Source organism: Bartonella sp. M0192 (assembly GCF_016102305.1).
GTDB lineage: Bacteria > Pseudomonadota > Alphaproteobacteria > Rhizobiales > Rhizobiaceae > Bartonella > Bartonella apihabitans.
Genome location: NZ_JACFOU010000001.1, coordinates 1,966,409 through 1,984,609, shown reverse-complemented (window position 1 = coordinate 1,984,609; position 18,201 = coordinate 1,966,409). Strand labels below are relative to the sequence as shown.

Sequence of the window (18,201 nt, the reverse complement as noted above, 5' to 3'; positions counted from 1 at the left end):
AAGCTTCCATGTTGATGTATTTTTCATCACTGACCGATATTCTGCCCGGTGTCGGTGTGTTCCGCTATATTACGTTCCGCACCGGTGCGGCTTTGCTAACGTCGGGACTGATTGTTTTTCTGTTCGGACCAAGCATTATCGCCTCGTTGAAAGTGCGTCAGGGCAAAGGCCAGCCAATCCGTGCCGACGGCCCGCAAACCCACTTCAAAAAAGCCGGTACCCCGACCATGGGCGGTTTGATGATTTTGAGCGGTACGGTGGTTTCTGCACTTCTATGGTGTAATCTTTCCAATATCTATTTTTGGGTTGTACTTCTCGTTATGTTGGCCTTCGGCGCAATCGGCTTTTATGATGATTATCTCAAAGTCACCAAACAAAGCGAAAAAGGCTTTTCCGGAAAGGCTCGTCTGACATTGGAATTTATCATTGCCATTGTCGCCTCCGGCGTCATTATGCATTTCGAATCAACGGGCCTCGCACTTCCTTTTGTGAAAGATTATTTGCTCAATCTCGGCTGGTTTTTTATTCCCTTTGCTGCTTTTGTCATGGTTGGAGCGGGTAATGCGGTCAACTTCACCGACGGCCTTGATGGACTTGCCATCGTTCCGGTCATGGTGGCCGCTTCGTCATTTGCGCTCATTGCCTATTTGTCCGGCAATATCAATTTTGCCGATTACCTACAGATTCACTATGTCGCGGGTTCAGGCGAACTGACAGTGCTTCTCGGCGCGGTTGTCGGAGCGGGACTAGGCTTTTTGTGGTTTAATGCGCCGCCTGCCGCAATTTTTATGGGCGACACCGGCTCGCTTGCACTTGGCGGTATGTTGGGTGCTGTTGCGGTTGCAACAAAACATGAAATCGTTCTTGCTGTCATCGGCGGGCTGTTCGTTATGGAAGCACTCTCCGTCATTATTCAGGTTTTCTGGTTCAAATTGACAGGAAAACGCGTTTTCCTCATGGCGCCGATCCACCACCATTTCGAGAAAAAAGGCTGGACAGAAAGTCAGGTCGTTATACGCTTCTGGATTATCTCGATTGTGCTTGCCCTGATCGGTCTTTCAACTCTTAAATTAAGATAAGCAAAATGATTATAGTCAATTCTTTCAAGAATAAAAAAGTTGCACTCTTTGGACTTGGTGGTTCGGGTATTGCCACAGCAAAATCGCTTCTTGCCGGTGGTGCGGACGTTCTCGCATGGGACGACAAAATGGAAACCGTCGAAAAAACGCGTGCTGAGAATATACCGGTGAGCGATCTTCATAACGTCGATTGGTCAACAATCTCGGCTCTCGTTCTAGCTCCCGGTGTGCCGCTCACCAATCCCGAACCCCACTGGACAGTCAAACTTGCAAAAGCTGCCGGTGTTGAAATTATCGGCGACATTGAATTGTTCATTGGCGAGCGCAATGCTTATCTCAAACACAATAAACTTGCCGACGCGGATATGCCCTTCATTGCAATTACCGGCACTAATGGCAAATCGACCACAACAGCACTCATCAATCATCTTCTGAACGAGAGCGGAAAATTGTCGGAAATGGGTGGCAATATCGGTACCGCTATTTTGTCGCTCGAGCCGTTTGAAAAAAATCGTTTTTATGTGATCGAATGCTCGTCTTTCCAGATTGATCTCACACCGTCCATCAACCCGACGGTTGGCATTCTTCTTAATATTTCGCCCGATCATATCGACCGGCACGGGACATTTGCCCATTATTGCGAAATCAAAAAGCGGCTGGTAAATGGCGCGAAAACGGCATTGGTTGCCGTTGATGATGAAAATTCGACAAAAATCTATGAAGAGCTTTTACATGACCATCATAAAGTTTATCCCGTTTCAAAAGACAAGGTTTTGAAGAGCGGATATTATGCTGTCAAAGACGAGCTTTTCAGTGTGGAGAACGGCAAAGCGGAAGCACGTTTGTCGCTTTCGGGAATAGACTCGCTTCGCGGCAGTCATAATGCGCAGAATGCTTTGATGGCACTCGGCACCCTTGATATTTTAAAAATAAAACCGGTTGAATTGCAGCGTATTTTTGCCTCCTATGTCGGGCTGCCGCACCGTATGCAGCAGGTCAGAAAAATCGGCAATGCTCTATATGTCGACGATAGCAAGGCAACTAATGCCGAGGCAAGTGCACCGGCGCTCGCCACCTTTGATCATATTTACTGGATTATCGGCGGTCTTGCAAAAGAAGGCGGCATTACCGCTTTGAAAGATTATTTCCCGAAAATCCGCAAAGCCTATCTCATTGGTGATGCTGCGGAAGATTTTGCCCGCACCATCAATGGCGCATTTCCGATTTCAATGTCGGGAACACTGGAAAAAGCTGTTCAGGAAGCCCATCAGGATGCGGGGGCAGACAAAGCCGAAGAAGTGGCCGTTCTGCTTTCGCCTGCTTGTGCAAGCTATGACCAGTTCAAAAATTATGGCGCTCGTGGTGATGCCTTCAAAGCTTTTGTAAAAGCGTTGTAATCTCCATTTTTGTTTCTCCTATATTTCATGGCTTCGGCTTGAGACGGTCGAAGCCATTTTTTGTCCATAATTAAAAAGTTGAGTGCGCGTTAACCAACCGGAATCCTTTTCGGCGTAATTTCTACTGATAAATGAGCAAAAATTGTTCTTGAACGGACATTAGTAACAAAGGGGTTGAAATGGTTTCTCGTGCAGACCGTGGACCGATAGCCAATTGGTGGTGGACAATAGACCGGCCAATTCTGGCAGCCTGTCTCATGTTAATGGGGCTTGGCATTATGCTTTCCTTTGCTGCAAGTCCTACCGTTGCAAGCAAAATCGGTATTGCCGACAGTTTCTATTTTGTGCGTTGGCACATTATTTTCAGCTTTCCGGCGCTTTTTACGATGATTTTCGTTTCCTTCTTTACCCCGCGCAATATTCGCCGGTTTTGCGCGCTACTATTGCTGGTAACACTTGTTCTACTGGTCGCAACCTTGTTGTTTGGCGCCGAAGTCAAGGGGTCGAGACGGTGGATTTCTGTGCTCGGCGTATCTGTGCAGGCATCCGAATTCATGAAACCGGCTTTCGTCGTTATGTCGGCATGGCTTTTTTCCGATCAGACCAGAAAAAACGGCATTCCGGGCTTTTTGCTTGCCATTATTCTTTATGGAACATGTGCGTGCCTTCTGGTGCTTGAACCCGATATCGGGCAGACAATGCTTATCAGCGCCACTTGGGGCGGCCTGTTCTTCCTTGCCGGTGTGCCGATTTTCATCATCATTCTGTTCATCGGGCTTGCGATTGTTGGCGGTTTTGGCGCCTATCTTTTTGTTCACCACGTTCAGGAACGCGTCAACGGGTTTTTGACCGGCGAAGGCGATACATTTCAGGTGGATGTCGGGCGTGAGGCTATTTTGCATGGCGGCTGGTTCGGGCAGGGGCCGGGCGAGGGGACAGTCAAACGGATTGTTCCAGACAGTCACACAGACTTTGTATTTTCGGTTGCGGCGGAAGAATATGGCATTGTTCTTTGCCTGCTGATTGTTGCACTTTTCGCCTTCATCGTTATCAGATCCATGAAAATAGCTATGAATGAACGGGATTCTTTTACCCGCTTTGCTATTGCAGGCATGGCTATTCTGTTCGGTTGCCAATCCATGATCAATATGGCAGTTAACCTGCATTTAATGCCGCCAAAAGGCATGACTTTGCCATTTATCTCTTATGGTGGTTCGTCTATGGTGGCAATTGCAATTTCCATGGGAATCTTGTTGAGCTTGACGCGTAGACGCCCCGAAGCAAGGCTTTCAGCGTCGTTACCGACTATTCTGCCAGCGGTGTGAGATGACTGATAAAAAAATAATTGTTCTGGTTGCGGGTGGCACCGGTGGCCATCTTTTTCCTGCCGAAGCTTTAAGAGGCGAACTTGTCCGACGGGGCTATGATGTCCATTTGATTACCGATGACAGGGCAAGACGCTTTGTGCGCACATTTGACGATGATCATGTGCATGTTATTCCCTCGGCAACCATAACGAGCAAAAATCCTTTTGCGGTGGCGAAAACGCTCTGGCAGCTTTTGAAAGGTGTTCGGGCGTCACGGCGACTATTTAAAAAATTGCGGCCGGTTCTTGTTGCAGGATTTGGCGGCTATCCCACATTGCCGCCGCTTTATGCGGCAAAGTCGATTGGTTTGCGCGCCTTTATTCACGAGCAGAATGCGGTGATGGGGCGTGCCAATAAGGCTTTGGCTGAACGGGTTGATGCCATTGCCGGCGGCTTTCTTGAAGATGAAGGGCCGTATAAAGACAAAATTGTTGTAACCGGCAATCCGGTTCGTGATGCGGTGATCGAAGCCTCGGAACAACCCTACCGCCCGTCTGATGGAACTGATGCTTTCAATCTTTTGATTTTCGGTGGCAGTCAGGGAGCTTCATTTTTCAATGAAATTGTACCGGCAGCGGTAAAACTGCTTGGCGATGATGTAAAAAAACGGTTGCATATTGTCCAGCAGGTCAGGGGTGACCAAAACGAACTCGTCGAAACCTATCGGAATCTTCAAGTCGAAGCCGAAGTTAAAGAATTTTTCGAGGATATGCCGAAGCGTATTGCCGATGCCCAATTCATTATTGCACGATCGGGCGCTTCTACAGTGTCGGAAATTGCAGCAATCGGCAGACCCGCTTTGCTTGTTCCATACCCTTATGCACTCGATCACGATCAGGCAGCCAATGCAGCAAGGCTCGCTGCGACCGGTGCTGTTAAAGTGATGCAGCAGAAAGAACTTGATAGTCACGAGCTTGCAAAAATGATTGATGCGGTTGCCAAAAACAGCGCTCTTCTTATTACACAGGCAAAAGTTGCCAAAACTGCAGGTCATAGAGATGCCACAAAAAAATTGGCAGATCTTGCAGAAGCATTGGTTGCGGGCAAAACAGTAAAAGAATTTAAAGAAGGAGAAACTTCATGAAAATGCCCTTGAGTATTGGCCTAATCCACTTTGTGGGAATTGGGGGTATAGGCATGAGCGGTATTGCCGAAGTGCTCCATAATCTGGGCTATAAAGTTCAAGGTTCCGATCAGGCGGACAATGCCAATGTCGAGCGTTTGCGCTCCCACGGAATAAAAATTCATGTCGGTCACAGTGCCGATAATCTGGGGCAGGCCGAAGTTGTCGTTGTTTCAACGGCTATTCATAAAAATAATCCGGAATATATTGCCGCCAAAGAACGTCATCTACCGATTGTGAGACGGGCTGAAATGCTTGCCGAATTGATGCGCTTCAAGCAGGCTGTCGCTATTGGCGGAACGCACGGAAAAACCACAACCACTTCATTGATCGGCACGCTTCTCGAAGCCGGTAATCTGGACCCGACTGTGATCAATGGCGGTATTGTCAACGCTTATGGTACCAATGCACGTATGGGTGAAGGCGATTGGATGGTGGTCGAAGCCGACGAAAGCGATGGTACATTTTTAAAACTTCCCGCCGATGTCGCAGTTGTTACCAATATTGATCCTGAACATCTTGATCATTACGGGACTTTCGAAGCAGAACGCGAAGCTTACTTGCAATTTGTCGAGAATGTTCCTTTCTATGGTTTTGGCGTCATGTGTCTCGATCATCCGGAAGTGCAAGCATTGGTGAGCCGCATTGATGACCGTCGCGTCATCACTTACGGCTCCAACCCGCAGGCAGATGTGCGCTTTTTGAACCACCATATGGAAGGGCCGAAATCGCATTTTGATGTCGTCATACGCTCGCGTAAAACCGGTGCGGTTATCGAGATGAAAAATCTGGTTTTGCCAATGCCCGGTCGTCATAATGTGCTGAATGCCACAGCGGCCATTGCAGTTGCCCACGAACTTGGCGTTTCTGATGACGCCATTATCAAAGGATTGGCGGGCTTTGGCGGTGTCAAACGCCGCTTTACCCATACTGGTAGCTGGAACGGTGTGGAAATTTTTGATGACTATGGACACCATCCGGTAGAGATCAAAGCAGTGCTCAAAGCTGCTCGTGAGAGTGTAAAAGGTCGTGTCATTGCTATTGCCCAGCCGCACCGTTATACACGCCTTCATAACCTTTTTGATGAATTTGCAACCTGTTTCAATGATGCCGACACTATTCTTGTCGCTCCGGTTTATCCGGCCGGAGAAGACCCGATTGAAGGTGTCAACTCGAAAGCTCTGGTTGACCGGATTAAAACTGCCGGCCATCGTGATGCGCGATATATTGCCGACCCGAAGGAAATCGCCCCGATTGTGAGAAAAATTGCAAAGCCCGGTGATTATGTTGTCTTCCTCGGGGCTGGCAATATTACCCAATGGGCTTATGCTCTACCCAATGAATTGGCAGATCTCGATAAAAAATAAGTTTTGGTCAGATGATAGATGGCGAAGCACTTTTAAAGCGGTTGCAACCTTCTCTTGAAGGCATAAGAGGACGAATTCACCCTAATGTGGATATGAGCAAAGTCACCTGGTTTCGCGCCGGTGGCCTTGCCGAAGTCTTCTATCAACCGGCAGACGAAGCCGATCTTGCGGTCTTTTTACAAAAATTGCCGAGGGATGTGCCGATAACAATTGTCGGTATCGGTTCCAATTTGCTGATACGTGATGGCGGTATTGCCGGTGTTACAATCCGTCTTTCGGCCAAAGGTTTTGGTGAAACCCAGCAAGTTTCGCAGACGCGCATTTTTGCCGGTGCCGCAACCACCGATAAAAGGCTTGCTTCTGTCGCGCTGGAAGCTGGAATTTCAGGTTTTCATTTTTATTGCGGAATACCGGGAGGTCTCGGCGGAGCATTGAAGATGAATGGCGGAGCCAATGGCGGCGAAACAGCACAACATGTTGTTGAAGTCTATGCACTCGACCGTGAGGGGAAACGCCATATCCTCAATCTTTCGGATATGCAATATTCCTATCGTCAATCAAAGGTCGATGATGATTTGATCTTTGTCGGTGCTTTGCTTGAAGGGCCAAAAGGCAACAAGGAAGACATTAAAAAAGCCATGGACGAGGCCATTCGCCACCGCGAAGAAGTTCAACCCATTCGTGAAAAAACCGGCGGTTCAACCTTCCGTAATCCCGAGGGTACATCGGCATGGAAGGTCATTGATGAAGCAGGCTGCCGCGGCTTGACAATCGGTGGAGCCGAGATGAGCACCATGCATTGTAATTTCATGATCAATAAAGGTAATGCAACCGCCTATGATCTCGAGCTTTTAGGCGAAACAGTAAGGAAGCGGGTGTTTGAAAAAACCGGAATTGTGCTTCATTGGGAAATTAAACGTATAGGCCAATTTTTGCCCGATAGAATTGTAGAACCTTTTATAGCTCCCCATTGAAACGGGTAAAAATAAAGAGGCGCAAGCAAATCTTTGCGCCTTTTCAATTCAGGTCCACTTCAAAGACTTGTAATTTTATAATTTTAATACTCTGAAAGATAAAAACATTTATAAAAATGAATTTGATTATTTATAATCTTGTGGATAATTACACTGTATTAAAAAAATTTAGCTGGTTTATGATCTAATAAATTTTATGCATTGTCCGATTTTTTGAACAATGGAAAAACTTACGGATGATTTCCGGAAAATACTTATATTTCCGGAACGGGAATCTGTCAGGTTATAAAGCCGGTTATCTTTTTTAGTGATTACGTTGTTTTGCGTAAAACTCGGGCTTCTGACCGGAGCTTTCATCAAAGCCGTTAAAAGTCAGTCTGTGTATCGCGTATTTTTGTTCGTTTTTCAAAATTGTAAGACAGAAATTAGCAAAACCGCTCGGTGTGCGAGGGGACCTGCAATTGCCGTTTTTCGAAAGAACGGATTATGCCCACGGATAAAATGACAGATAATGAAAAAAAACTGAAAAAAATCTATGAGTCATTTCAAAGGGATGAAAGGAATTTCGCCTTTCGAATCAGCATCTTGCATGATGCGGGGGTTGTCAGAATGGGATGATTCTGATTCATTATGGTTAATGCTAGTCCATTGATTCGCAAGGATGATTTGGATTTTCAGACGACCGATAGTATCGGTTGTTTAGATGGGGTCTATATTTAGTGGTTTCTGAGGGAGTTTTTTCGTAATGGCGAAAAAGCATGTTGCCGTATTGATGGGTGGTTTTTCTTCCGAGCGCCCGATAAGTCTGTCTTCGGGAACGGCATGTGCAGAGGCCATTGAAAATCTCGGTTATAAAGTCACAAAAGTTGATGTCGGGCGCGATGTTGCGTCCAGACTGTCGGAATTAAAGCCTGATATTGCGTTCAATGCTTTACACGGTATTTTTGGTGAAGATGGCCGTATTCAGGGCATATTGGAATTTTTGCAAATTCCTTACACCCATTCGGGTGTTTTGGCGTCCGCTCTTGCTATGGATAAGGGGCGGGCAAAAATCGTTGCGGCAGCAAATGGTGTAAAGGTTGCGCCGTCGCGCGTGATGAACCGTTTCGAGATTGGAAAAATCCATCCGATCGAGCCTCCTTATGTCATCAAGCCGGTTTATGAGGGGTCGAGCTTTGGCGTGGTTATCGTCAAGGCCGGTCAAAATACACCGCCATCCGAAATTACCGGATCATCCTGGCACTATGGCGATGATGTCATCGTAGAAAAATATGTTGCGGGAAGGGAGCTGACCTGCGCTGTTCTGGGTGGAGAAGCGTTGGAAGTTTGCGAGATTGTGCCGGATAAAGAATTTCAATTTTACGATTTTCAATCAAAATATAAGCCAGGCGGATCAAAACACGTTTGTCCTGCGCCACTTTCACCAAATATTTACCAAAATGTGCAAAGGATGTCTGTGGCAGCACATCAGGCACTCGGGTGCAGAGGTGTTAGCCGCTCGGATTTTCGTTTTGACGAGGAGAAAGGTGAGTTGGTCTGGTTGGAAATCAACACACAACCGGGTATGACACCCACCTCTCTTGTACCGGACATGGCGAAAGTGGCGGGTCGCTCGTTTGGCGATCTTGTAAAGTGGATGTTGGAGGACGCGTCGTGTATGCGTTGAACGGTCAACAAGAGGACGGTTTTTCGACACTTGCGATGTCGATATTGCCCCGCCTTTACCGGCGGTTGCGGCGTACTGTCTCTCAAATTGTTCAGGCTGACATCGAGCTGCCACGCCATTTTGGTGCGTTTGCAGTCGTCCTCTTTTTTGGTGCAACAGCTTGCTATGGCATTTCGGCAGGTGGCCACACCGATGATGTTGTAAAAGCCACAACATCGACATTCGGTTTTGCAGTCGAAGATGTAGAAATTGCCGGTAATAACCGCATGTCGGAACTTGATGTTCTTTCGGCTCTCGGTCTTGATGGCGAAACCTCGATGATCGGTTTTGATGCAGTCAAGGCCCGTGAGGCGCTTGCACAACTTCCATGGATACAATCGGTCGACGTTCAAAAGATCTATCCGGATCGTGTTCGTGTTTCGCTTGTCGAGCGGCAGCCTTATGCAGTTTGGCAGCATGGCGATAATCTTGATATTATTGATGACGCAGGGCGAGTGATCGTGCCGTTCAAACCGGGCCTTGCGGGTGATTTGCCGCTTGTTGTCGGTATCGGTGCCGATAAAAAGGCATCCGATTTTGTGCATGAAGTAGCCGCTTTTCCGGAAATTAAAGAACATGTACGGGCTTATGTACGTGTGGGTGACCGGCGTTGGGATGTTCTGCTTGATAATGGCGTTCGTATCAAATTGCCGGAAACGGATGCTATTGCGAGACTTGCGGATGCAGTCAAGGCCGATAAAGAACAAGGGCTTTTTAGTCGCGACGTTTTGAGTGTTGATTTACGGCTTCCTGATCGTATTACTGTTGCATTGTCGGATGAGGCATTGGAGCGGCGTAATAACGTTGTTAAAGAAGAAGAGCGTCATTTGAAGGCTCGGAAGGCAGGTCACGCATGAATCTGCTCGGCTCAGGACATAACGGATTGCGTAAGACCCGTCTGTTGACAGTGCTTGATATGGGCTCAAGCAAAGTTGTTTGCGTCATTGCGCGTTTGCGTCCTTTTGATCATATGCAATATTTGCCCGGTCGTACGCACCATATTGAAATTTTGGGCTTTGGTGTGCAACGTTCCCGCGGGATCAAATCCGGCGTTGTTATGGATATGGCGGCGGCAGAACAATCTGTTCGCCTCGCAGTTGATGCAGCGGAAAAAATGGCAGGTTTGATTGTCGATTCATTAATCGTCAATTTTTCGTCTGCCCGCTTGAGAAGTGTTGTTGTTCATGGCGAATATGATGTGAGCGGGCGTGAAGTCTCTTCACGTGATGTTCGCTCGGTTCTTGCCAGTGCATCAAGAAAAGCATTTGCACTTGATCGTCACATTGTCCATTCGGTTCCGCTCAGCTATTCGCTTGATAGTGAAAAGGGGATTTCGGATCCAATAGGAATGACAGGCAATCTCCTTGGTGTGGATGTTCATGTTTTAACGGCAGAAACTGTACCATTGCGGAATCTTGAAGCCTGTATCAATCGCGCCCACATCAGTGTTGAAGCAATGGTTGCAACACCATTTGCAAGCGGTCTTGCAGTGCTCGTTGATGATGAGGCCCGTTTGGGAGCTGCCTGCATCGATATTGGTGGCGGCACAACTACATTTTCGGTTTTTTCCGACAATCATTTTGTTCATGCCGATGCTATTCCTGTTGGTGGCAACCATGTCACGCTTGATATAGCACGTGGTTTTTCGATGCCTCTGGAAGATGCCGAAAGACTGAAAGTTATGCATGGGTCGACACTTCCCGGTGGCGTGGATGACAGACATATGATCAGCATTTCACCGATCGCGGACGAGCGAAGCGAAATGCAATATCCACGTGCTGTTTTGACACGCATTATTCAGGCACGTGTGGAAGAAATTCTTGAAATGGTACGTGACAGGCTCAATCGTTCCGGATTTGGCCATGTTATCGGAAAACGTATTGTGCTGACAGGTGGAGGGAGCCAGCTTACCGGCTTGCCCGAGACAGCACGCAAGATATTGGGACGTAATGTAAGGGTCGGTCGCCCGCTTGGAGTTTCGGGGTTGCCAACTCTGGCTAAGGGAGCGGCGTTTTCTGCGGTTGTCGGTTTGATGATCTATCCGCAGACGGCGAGTTTCGAAGAGAAAATCGTTCATACGATCGGTCAACTCAAGACTGGTACGGGGGGACGTTTTCAACGCGTAGGCCAATGGCTGCGCGAGAGTTTTTGAGTTGTTGAGTGATATTTCTAATTCTACCGCTAAGGGCTTTGCGGTGTACTTATTGAGAAGGAAAAGACAATGACAATCAATCTGCACGGGCCAGATATTACAGAATTGAAGCCACGCATCACTGTTTTCGGTGTGGGCGGTGGCGGCGGTAACGCTGTCAATAATATGATCAATGCCGGCTTACAGGGCGTTGATTTTGTTGTCGCGAATACGGACGCCCAGGCATTGACTATGTCGAAGGCAGATCGTGTTATCCAACTTGGTGCGGCCGTGACCGAAGGTCTTGGTGCCGGCGCACTTCCCGAAGTCGGGCAGGCTGCAGCAGAAGAATGCCTTGATGAAATTGTCGATCATCTCGGTAACTCCCACATGGTTTTCATTACCTGTGGTATGGGGGGCGGTACCGGTACCGGTGCTGCACCAGTGGTTGCCCGTGCAGCCAGAGAAAAAGGTATTTTGACTGTCGGTGTTGTTACAAAGCCCTTCCATTTCGAAGGTGCACGCCGCATGAAAACAGCCGAAGCCGGTATTGAAGAATTGCAAAAATGCGTTGACACGCTGATTGTTATTCCTAACCAGAACCTGTTCCGCATTGCCAATGAACAAACCACTTTTGCCGATGCGTTCATGATGGCCGATCAGGTGCTTTATTCCGGTGTTGCCTCGATCACCGATCTGATGATCAAAGAAGGCCTTATCAATCTTGATTTTGCCGATGTGCGTTCGGTTATGCATGAAATGGGTCGCGCCATGATGGGAACCGGCGAAGCTTCCGGTGAAAATCGTGCTCTTGCAGCCGCAGAAGCAGCGATCGCCAATCCGCTACTTGACGAAACGTCAATGCGCGGTGCTCGCGGCTTGTTGATTTCGATCACCGGTGGACGTGACCTCACATTGTTCGAGGTTGACGAAGCGGCCAATCGTATCCGTGAAGAAGTCGATGCCGATGCAAATGTGATCTTCGGTGCGATTGATGACGAATCGCTTGAAGGTGTCATCCGTGTTTCGGTTGTTGCAACCGGTATCGACCGTGCAAGCGTCGAAGGCGCTGATACAGACGGGCAGGGAAATCAGGTGTCAGGCCCTGCACGCAAGCTCGAGAATAATGCAATTCCACAGGCTGGCCCGAAAGCTCAACTTTCGGAAGCAAAACCGCAGCCGATGGTCGAGGTCATGGAAGCTTTGGAACTGGAAATGAACAGGCCTGTCGAGGAACCATTCCGTCCTCAGAGCGAAATTTTTAAAGTTCCTTCCTCAAGCGCAGGTGTTATTCCGCAACGCGCCAATCCGCAAATTCAGGCTGCGCCAACGGTTCATGCACAGGCACAGCAAATGCCGCAAACACCGCGTATGCAGGCTCCGCGTATGTCTCAACCGCGTGAGCAAGCTCCGGTAAATATGGAAGCAACTGCCCGCGTACTTGACGAGATGACCGAAGTACCGGCAATGCGCGAAAAACAGGCAGCACCCCAACAGCGTCCGGCACCGGTCAGAATGCCTGAACTGCGCGATTTTCCGTCTGTCGCCCGCGAAAAAGCCAATGCAGCCGCTCATCATCAACAAGCTCAGCAGGGACCACGCAGTCTTTGGCAAAAATTGACGCAGAGTTTGATTCACCGCGATGAGGAGCCGACAGCCCGTTTGGAACCTGCCCATAAACAAAATCGCGAGCCGGTTCTGCCAAATCAGGAACCACGCCGTCAATTGTCATCCGATGCTGCAGTTTACGCACCTCGGCGGCAACCGTCTGCTGAACCTCAACCACGTCAGCAACCACAACAACGCCAGCCGGTCAGCGAAGAAGACCAGTTGGAGATTCCGGCTTTCCTTCGCCGTCAGGCAAACTGAATACGAAGGTAACAATAAGTCGGCCTCTGTTCGAGAGGTCGACACTATAAAAGCCCCAAAAACCTTCTCAAAACTGCCGCTGTTTTTTAAAACAGCGGCTTTTTTGTATATGCGGTTTGCTTCTTTCACCACAATCTGGCTTTGCGGAAATGAAAACGGCGAAAGTGGCGTAACCAGCCTGTTATTTGGTTCGACGAACGTCAAAAGTCTATGAACGAGCTGTGGGCAATTTGCGCTCAAGGAGAGTGAGTGATCGGCGTTGAAGAAGTTTGTGCAATTGGCTTTTAAAGAAGAGTGGGCAATTTCGTCTGCATATGCCTAAAACAACTGCTATTCCCATTGCGGAGCGCGGTAAAAACTTAAAACCAAGACTGAATTTTTCTGATCTGTTTTATCATTTTCCTGACCTGTTTTATAAATCTGAGCACGTTTGAAAAAGCGGCTTGTGTTTTTGGTGAAAAACAATGTTCAAGGTGCCCTTTTGTGAAAAAGAATGAAAAACAAGAGAGGGACTTCCGTCTACTTCCAATATCTTATGCCGGTTCGAAAACTGCGAACGTTAAAATCTTAACATGATGCGAAGTTGAGGAACAGCGAAATAGCGGCCCCGCAAAACCATCTTTGTGAAAATGTAGGGAATGAACAATATTGAACGGGAAATAAATTCCGGAGGCTTCTTCGGGCAGGAGTGAGTGACAAGCAAAATTTGATCGAAGACGAGACGTGAAGACGGTTATGATGTTAAAGAAAATCGTGTATGACATTTGGGAGATTAGCCGTCAAAGTTCGAATTGGTGAGCAATGGTGGTTTGCTTCAACGGAATTGATAAAATTCCTTGTCGAAGATTATCGTTATTAGTGCTATGTGAAGAAAAGTTTTTTAAAAATCGAGGAAGGGAAATTCTTTCAACTATGGTTGGTAAACATTCAAAGTCCGGTCCTGACCAACATTTCCAATCAACATTGGCAAAAGCGGTCACATTAAGCGGGTATGGTGTTCACAGTGGTCTCCCTTCAACCCTCACGATCAACCCTGCCGAAGCAGGAACGGGGATCGTATTTGTAAGAGTTTTACCCTCGGGCGAAAAAAAGCGCTTCCGTGCTGTTTCTGAAGAAACCGGTAAAACCGACCTTTCGACAACTTTGGGTACGGGGGCCGTCCGTGTCGAGACTATCGAACATTTGATGGCTGCAATCAACGCCTATAATCTTGATAACCTTGTCATTGAAGTTTCAAATAACGAGTTACCCATACTTGATGGCGGTTCATGGACATATTGCGAGGCGTTCGATAAAGCGGGAATTGTTAATCAAAACGTTAAACGCAAATTTATCCTCATCAAGAAAAAGGTCAGGGTCGAATCGAAAAACGGTTTTGCCGAGTTCGAGCCGTTTGATGGCAGACGATTTGACGTTTCGATAGAATTTTCAAGCCCGATTATCGGCAAAAGCTCCATTGTTTTTGATTGCAAACCGGAAGAATTCAAAAAAGAAATTTCCAGAGCGCGCACCTTTGGCTTCCTGAAAGATGTTGAAACACTTTGGGCCGCAGGTATGGCTCTCGGCTCGTCATTGGAAAATTCGATTGTGATCGGTTTTGATGACAATGTCGTTAATCCGGACGGTCTTCATTATGAAAATGAATTTGTCCGCCATAAATTATTGGATGCGATTGGTGATACAGCAATGACCGGTTCGCCCGTTATCGGCCTTTTCAGGTCATTTCGTGGTGGACATGCCTTGAATGCAAGGCTTGTAAAAGCACTTCTTGAAGACAAAACTGCATTCGATACAAAAGAATTTTAATAAATTCGATTGTAATAACTGTTCTTTTCAGGGATTTGTCATAATTCAGTCTATAAGGAATGATTGACCGATTGAGTAAAAATCGGCTAATTCAATATTAATGTTATAGGTTGATAATGCCGATAATAACCTCCCATGACTTCTATTCGGTCTTGATCAAGCGCTGGGTGATGTCTTTAGGGTTTCGATAAACAAGGGTATGCCGGAAGGCCGGAGAGAGCATGACGAAGTTGAATTCGTGTTTTATGGATGCTGGAGCAAACAAATCCACTATCTTGCGTAAAGTCATTATCGGGCTGATGCTTGGCAGCGTATGCCTGACAGCCGGTTGTTCGAAAAAAGACAAGGATGTCGATCTGACATCCTATGTCGATAAAATCGACCCGCCGGACGTTCTTTATAATCAGGCTCTGGCCAATCTGGATGCCGGTCGTTTAAGCGAAGCTGCCAAAAAATTCGAGGCGGTTGATCGTCAGCATCCTTACACCGAATGGGCACGCAAGTCTCTTGTTATGGGGGCTTTTACCAATTACCGCAAGGGCAATTACGACGAAGCGGTCAATATGGCCAAGCGCTATATTGCTCTTTATCCGACATCCGAGGAAGCCGCTTACGCTTATTACATTATCGGCCTTTCATATTTCCGGCAGATTCCCGATATTACGCGTGACCAGAAAGATACCAAACGCGCAATTGCTGCTATGCAGGAAGTTGTCGACCGCTATCCTAATTCGGAATATGTCGATGATGCCAAAACCAAGATACGTTTCGGGCGTGAGCAACTTGCCGGTAAAGAAATGCAGATCGGCCGTTATTATCAGGAACGCAAACAATATCTTTCGGCTATCAAGCGTTATCGCACCGTTGTTGAAGAATATTCCAATACGAACCAGATCGAGGAAGCACTCTATCGTTTGACAGAAGCAAACTATGCTTTGGGTCTGACCTCGGAAGCGCAAACGGCGGCAGCTGTTCTTGGGCAAAACTATCCGGAAAGCAAATGGTATAAGGACGCTTTCAACCTGCTGCAAAAGGGTGGGGTAGCACCTCAAGAAAACAAAGCCTCGTGGATATCCCGTGCGTTGAACAAAACCGGGCTGAAAAAAGGTTCCTGATCATAGATGCTTGTACAGCTTTCGATCCGCGACATAGTTCTGATCGAAAGGCTCGATATCAACTTTGACGCGGGCCTGTCGGTACTTACCGGTGAAACCGGTGCTGGCAAGTCTATTCTGCTTGACTCTTTGTCTTTGGCACTTGGGGGGCGTGGGGACGCTTCCCTCGTGCGTCATGGGGCCGAAAGCGGGCAGGTGACGGCCGTTTTTGATGTGCCGATCGACCATCCGGCCAGAAAACTTATCAAAGAAAATGGCCTTGATGACGAAGGCGATATCATCCTTCGTCGCATCCAGTCCTCCGATGGTCGTTCGCGAGTCTTCATTAATGATCAGGCGGCAAGTGTCTCTTTGATGCGTGACGTCGGTCACGAGCTTGTAGAAATTCATGGACAACATGCTGATCGGGCGCTTGTCGATATTGCCTCCCATCGCGATCTTCTTGATGCTTATGGGCGTGTGGATGAAGATCTCAAGGCGGTGAGCGAGCGTTATCGGCACTGGCATAATCTCGAAACAACGTTGAAGAAGCATCGCGAAAAAGTTGCGGAAGCTTTGCGTGAGGCGGACTATTTGCGTTCGTCTGTTGAAGAACTGGATAAGCTTAGCCCCGAGGCAGGCGAAGAAGAAAGTTTGGCAATCCGACGTACCGATATGATGAAAGCCGAAAAAATTGCAGGCGACATCAATGAGGCCGGAGATATGTTGAACGGGGCACAATCACCGGTTCCGGTTTTGGCAAATCTCGTCCGACGTCTCGAACGAAAAATTCCTGAAGCGGAAGAGCTTGTCAAACCGATCGTCGATTCAATTGATAATGCGCTTGAAGCTTTGGGCCTTGCACAAGATAGCGTTGATGCGGCCATGCATGCGCTTGATTTTGACCCACAAGAATTAAGCAATGTCGAAGAACGGTTGTTTGCTTTGCGTGCCGCCGCACGGAAATATAATGTTCCCGCTGACAATCTATCGGAGTTGCGCGACAAGATGGATCAGGATTTGAAAGATCTTGATGAGAGCGAGGAAACCGTCGGAAAACTTGAAAAAGAAGTTGCTACAGCCCTTGAAGATTATGATAAGGCGGCCGAACAACTTTCGCAAAAACGGCATGAACGGGCGAAAGAATTGACGAAAGCGGTCATGGCCGAATTACCAGCCCTGAAGCTTGAACGGGCGGAATTTATTGTCAATATCGAAAGCAACAAAGAAGAACGTACGCCGGAAGGAATAGACAGGGTTGAATATTGGGTGCGCACAAATCCCGGAACACGTGCCGGCCCGATGATGAAAGTGGCCTCGGGCGGTGAATTGTCGCGTTTTCTTCTGGCTTTGAAAGTGGCTCTTGCCGATCGCGGTTCTGCTCCGACACTGGTTTTTGATGAAATCGATACAGGTGTTGGCGGTGCGGTTGCCGACGCTATCGGGCAAAGATTGTCAAGACTTGCCAAAGGTGTACAAGTGCTTTCTGTAACGCACGCACCACAAGTGGCTGCGCGAGCCGACAGCCACTTCCTGATTTCCAAATCTGAACATGGGGATGGTGACCGCCTGATTACCCGTGTCCATAAACTCGACATCAATGAACGCGCGGAAGAAATTGCACGTATGCTTGCAGGCGAACATATTACTGATGAGGCTCGTGCTGCGGCGTTAAAACTGCTGAACGCAAAATAGTGAAATGGGATCTAAAAGCAACGGCGTAACAAGCCTGAAAAATCTCGAAAACTATTTTTCGAAAAACCGTTCAATCAGTCGCAATCAAGCGGCTATATCCTCTTGAAAAATAAAGTTGCAGCATCGGTTCAGAAAAGCCGGAATATCGATTGGCAAGATCGTGTGTGCTGATGAAAACCGGGAAAACCGCAATGCCATTCAAGAGATGGGATCTCCGTTGATTATTCGACAATATTCGCCCTTGTTAAGAATAATCGCTTTTGTGGGACGTGTGATTTTATGAAACACTTCAATTCAGGATATGAATAAAAAGGGCTTGTTTCTGGAGACAATTTTATGTCCTGAAGTTGTTTTATTTTAAACAGCAAAGCGGGATATTCACCCAGCCGGATTGAAGTGAAATAAATCGGAAAAAATAGCTATTGTGTAGAAAACGTGAAGCAGAGTTGTGAATTATAAAATAAAAGTGTCTGACCGGCGCTTGGCTGTGGTTCTTTCCTGTTTTATCAGCTAAACATATGGTCACTTGTTAAAAATGAGCCATATTCAATGTTTGTTTTCACGGAATAGAAAACAGATAGCGATTATATTGTC

13 protein-coding genes are annotated in these 18,201 nt (G+C 47.5%); all 13 read left to right on the top strand.

Features of this window, described 5'->3' with window-relative positions; all coding sequences use genetic code 11:
* Nucleotides 1-8: 8 nt before the first annotated feature.
* The 13 genes from mraY (at nucleotide 9) to recN (ending at nucleotide 17,607) form a co-directional block, all read left to right on the top strand.
* Nucleotides 9-1,079, top strand: a complete 1,071-nt coding sequence (gene mraY / locus H3S82_RS08690; protein ID WP_077971981.1) for a phospho-N-acetylmuramoyl-pentapeptide-transferase — start codon at nucleotides 9-11, stop codon at nucleotides 1,077-1,079.
* A 5-nt stretch (nucleotides 1,080-1,084) separates the two neighbouring features.
* On the top strand, nucleotides 1,085-2,476 hold the full coding sequence (murD, locus tag H3S82_RS08685) for a UDP-N-acetylmuramoyl-L-alanine--D-glutamate ligase (protein WP_198237135.1): 1,392 nt from the start codon (nucleotides 1,085-1,087) through the stop codon (nucleotides 2,474-2,476).
* A gap of 179 nt (nucleotides 2,477-2,655) precedes the next feature.
* On the top strand, nucleotides 2,656-3,801 hold the full coding sequence (locus H3S82_RS08680; RefSeq protein WP_078039702.1) for an FtsW/RodA/SpoVE family cell cycle protein: 1,146 nt from the start codon (nucleotides 2,656-2,658) through the stop codon (nucleotides 3,799-3,801).
* Between the two features lies 1 nt (nucleotide 3,802).
* Entirely contained in the window at nucleotides 3,803-4,927 is a 1,125-nt protein-coding gene (murG, locus tag H3S82_RS08675) for an undecaprenyldiphospho-muramoylpentapeptide beta-N-acetylglucosaminyltransferase (RefSeq protein WP_198224293.1), read from the top strand.
* A complete protein-coding gene (gene murC, locus H3S82_RS08670) occupies nucleotides 4,924-6,333 on the top strand; it encodes a UDP-N-acetylmuramate--L-alanine ligase (RefSeq protein WP_077971967.1) in 1,410 nt (469 codons plus the stop codon). The genes murG and murC overlap by 4 nt, the downstream gene beginning before the upstream one ends.
* An 11-nt stretch (nucleotides 6,334-6,344) precedes the next feature.
* On the top strand, nucleotides 6,345-7,307 hold the full coding sequence (murB, locus tag H3S82_RS08665; RefSeq protein ID WP_198233152.1) for a UDP-N-acetylmuramate dehydrogenase: 963 nt from the start codon (nucleotides 6,345-6,347) through the stop codon (nucleotides 7,305-7,307).
* Between the two features lie 745 nt (nucleotides 7,308-8,052).
* Nucleotides 8,053-8,973 carry a D-alanine--D-alanine ligase gene (locus H3S82_RS08660; protein WP_077971963.1) on the top strand — a complete coding sequence of 307 codons (921 nt, stop codon included), beginning with the start codon at nucleotides 8,053-8,055 and terminating at the stop codon, nucleotides 8,971-8,973.
* Entirely contained in the window at nucleotides 8,961-9,869 is a 909-nt protein-coding gene (locus H3S82_RS08655; RefSeq protein ID WP_369458754.1) for a cell division protein FtsQ/DivIB, read from the top strand. Before H3S82_RS08660 ends, H3S82_RS08655 begins: the two co-directional genes overlap by 13 nt.
* Nucleotides 9,866-11,164, top strand: a complete 1,299-nt coding sequence (ftsA, locus tag H3S82_RS08650) for a cell division protein FtsA (protein WP_077971960.1) — start codon at nucleotides 9,866-9,868, stop codon at nucleotides 11,162-11,164. The genes H3S82_RS08655 and ftsA overlap by 4 nt, the downstream gene beginning before the upstream one ends.
* 69 nt (nucleotides 11,165-11,233) lie before the next feature.
* Nucleotides 11,234-13,012: a cell division protein FtsZ gene (gene ftsZ / locus H3S82_RS08645; RefSeq protein WP_077971959.1), complete on the top strand. Its 1,779-nt coding sequence runs from the start codon at nucleotides 11,234-11,236 to the stop codon at nucleotides 13,010-13,012.
* Nucleotides 13,013-13,924: 912 nt separating this feature from the next.
* Entirely contained in the window at nucleotides 13,925-14,818 is an 894-nt protein-coding gene (gene lpxC / locus H3S82_RS08640) for a UDP-3-O-acyl-N-acetylglucosamine deacetylase (protein ID WP_198233151.1), read from the top strand.
* Nucleotides 14,819-15,039: 221 nt separating this feature from the next.
* On the top strand, nucleotides 15,040-15,933 hold the full coding sequence (locus H3S82_RS08635) for an outer membrane protein assembly factor BamD (protein ID WP_198233150.1): 894 nt from the start codon (nucleotides 15,040-15,042) through the stop codon (nucleotides 15,931-15,933).
* A 6-nt stretch (nucleotides 15,934-15,939) separates the two neighbouring features.
* Entirely contained in the window at nucleotides 15,940-17,607 is a 1,668-nt protein-coding gene (recN, locus tag H3S82_RS08630) for a DNA repair protein RecN (protein WP_198233149.1), read from the top strand.
* Nucleotides 17,608-18,201 lie beyond the last annotated feature (594 nt).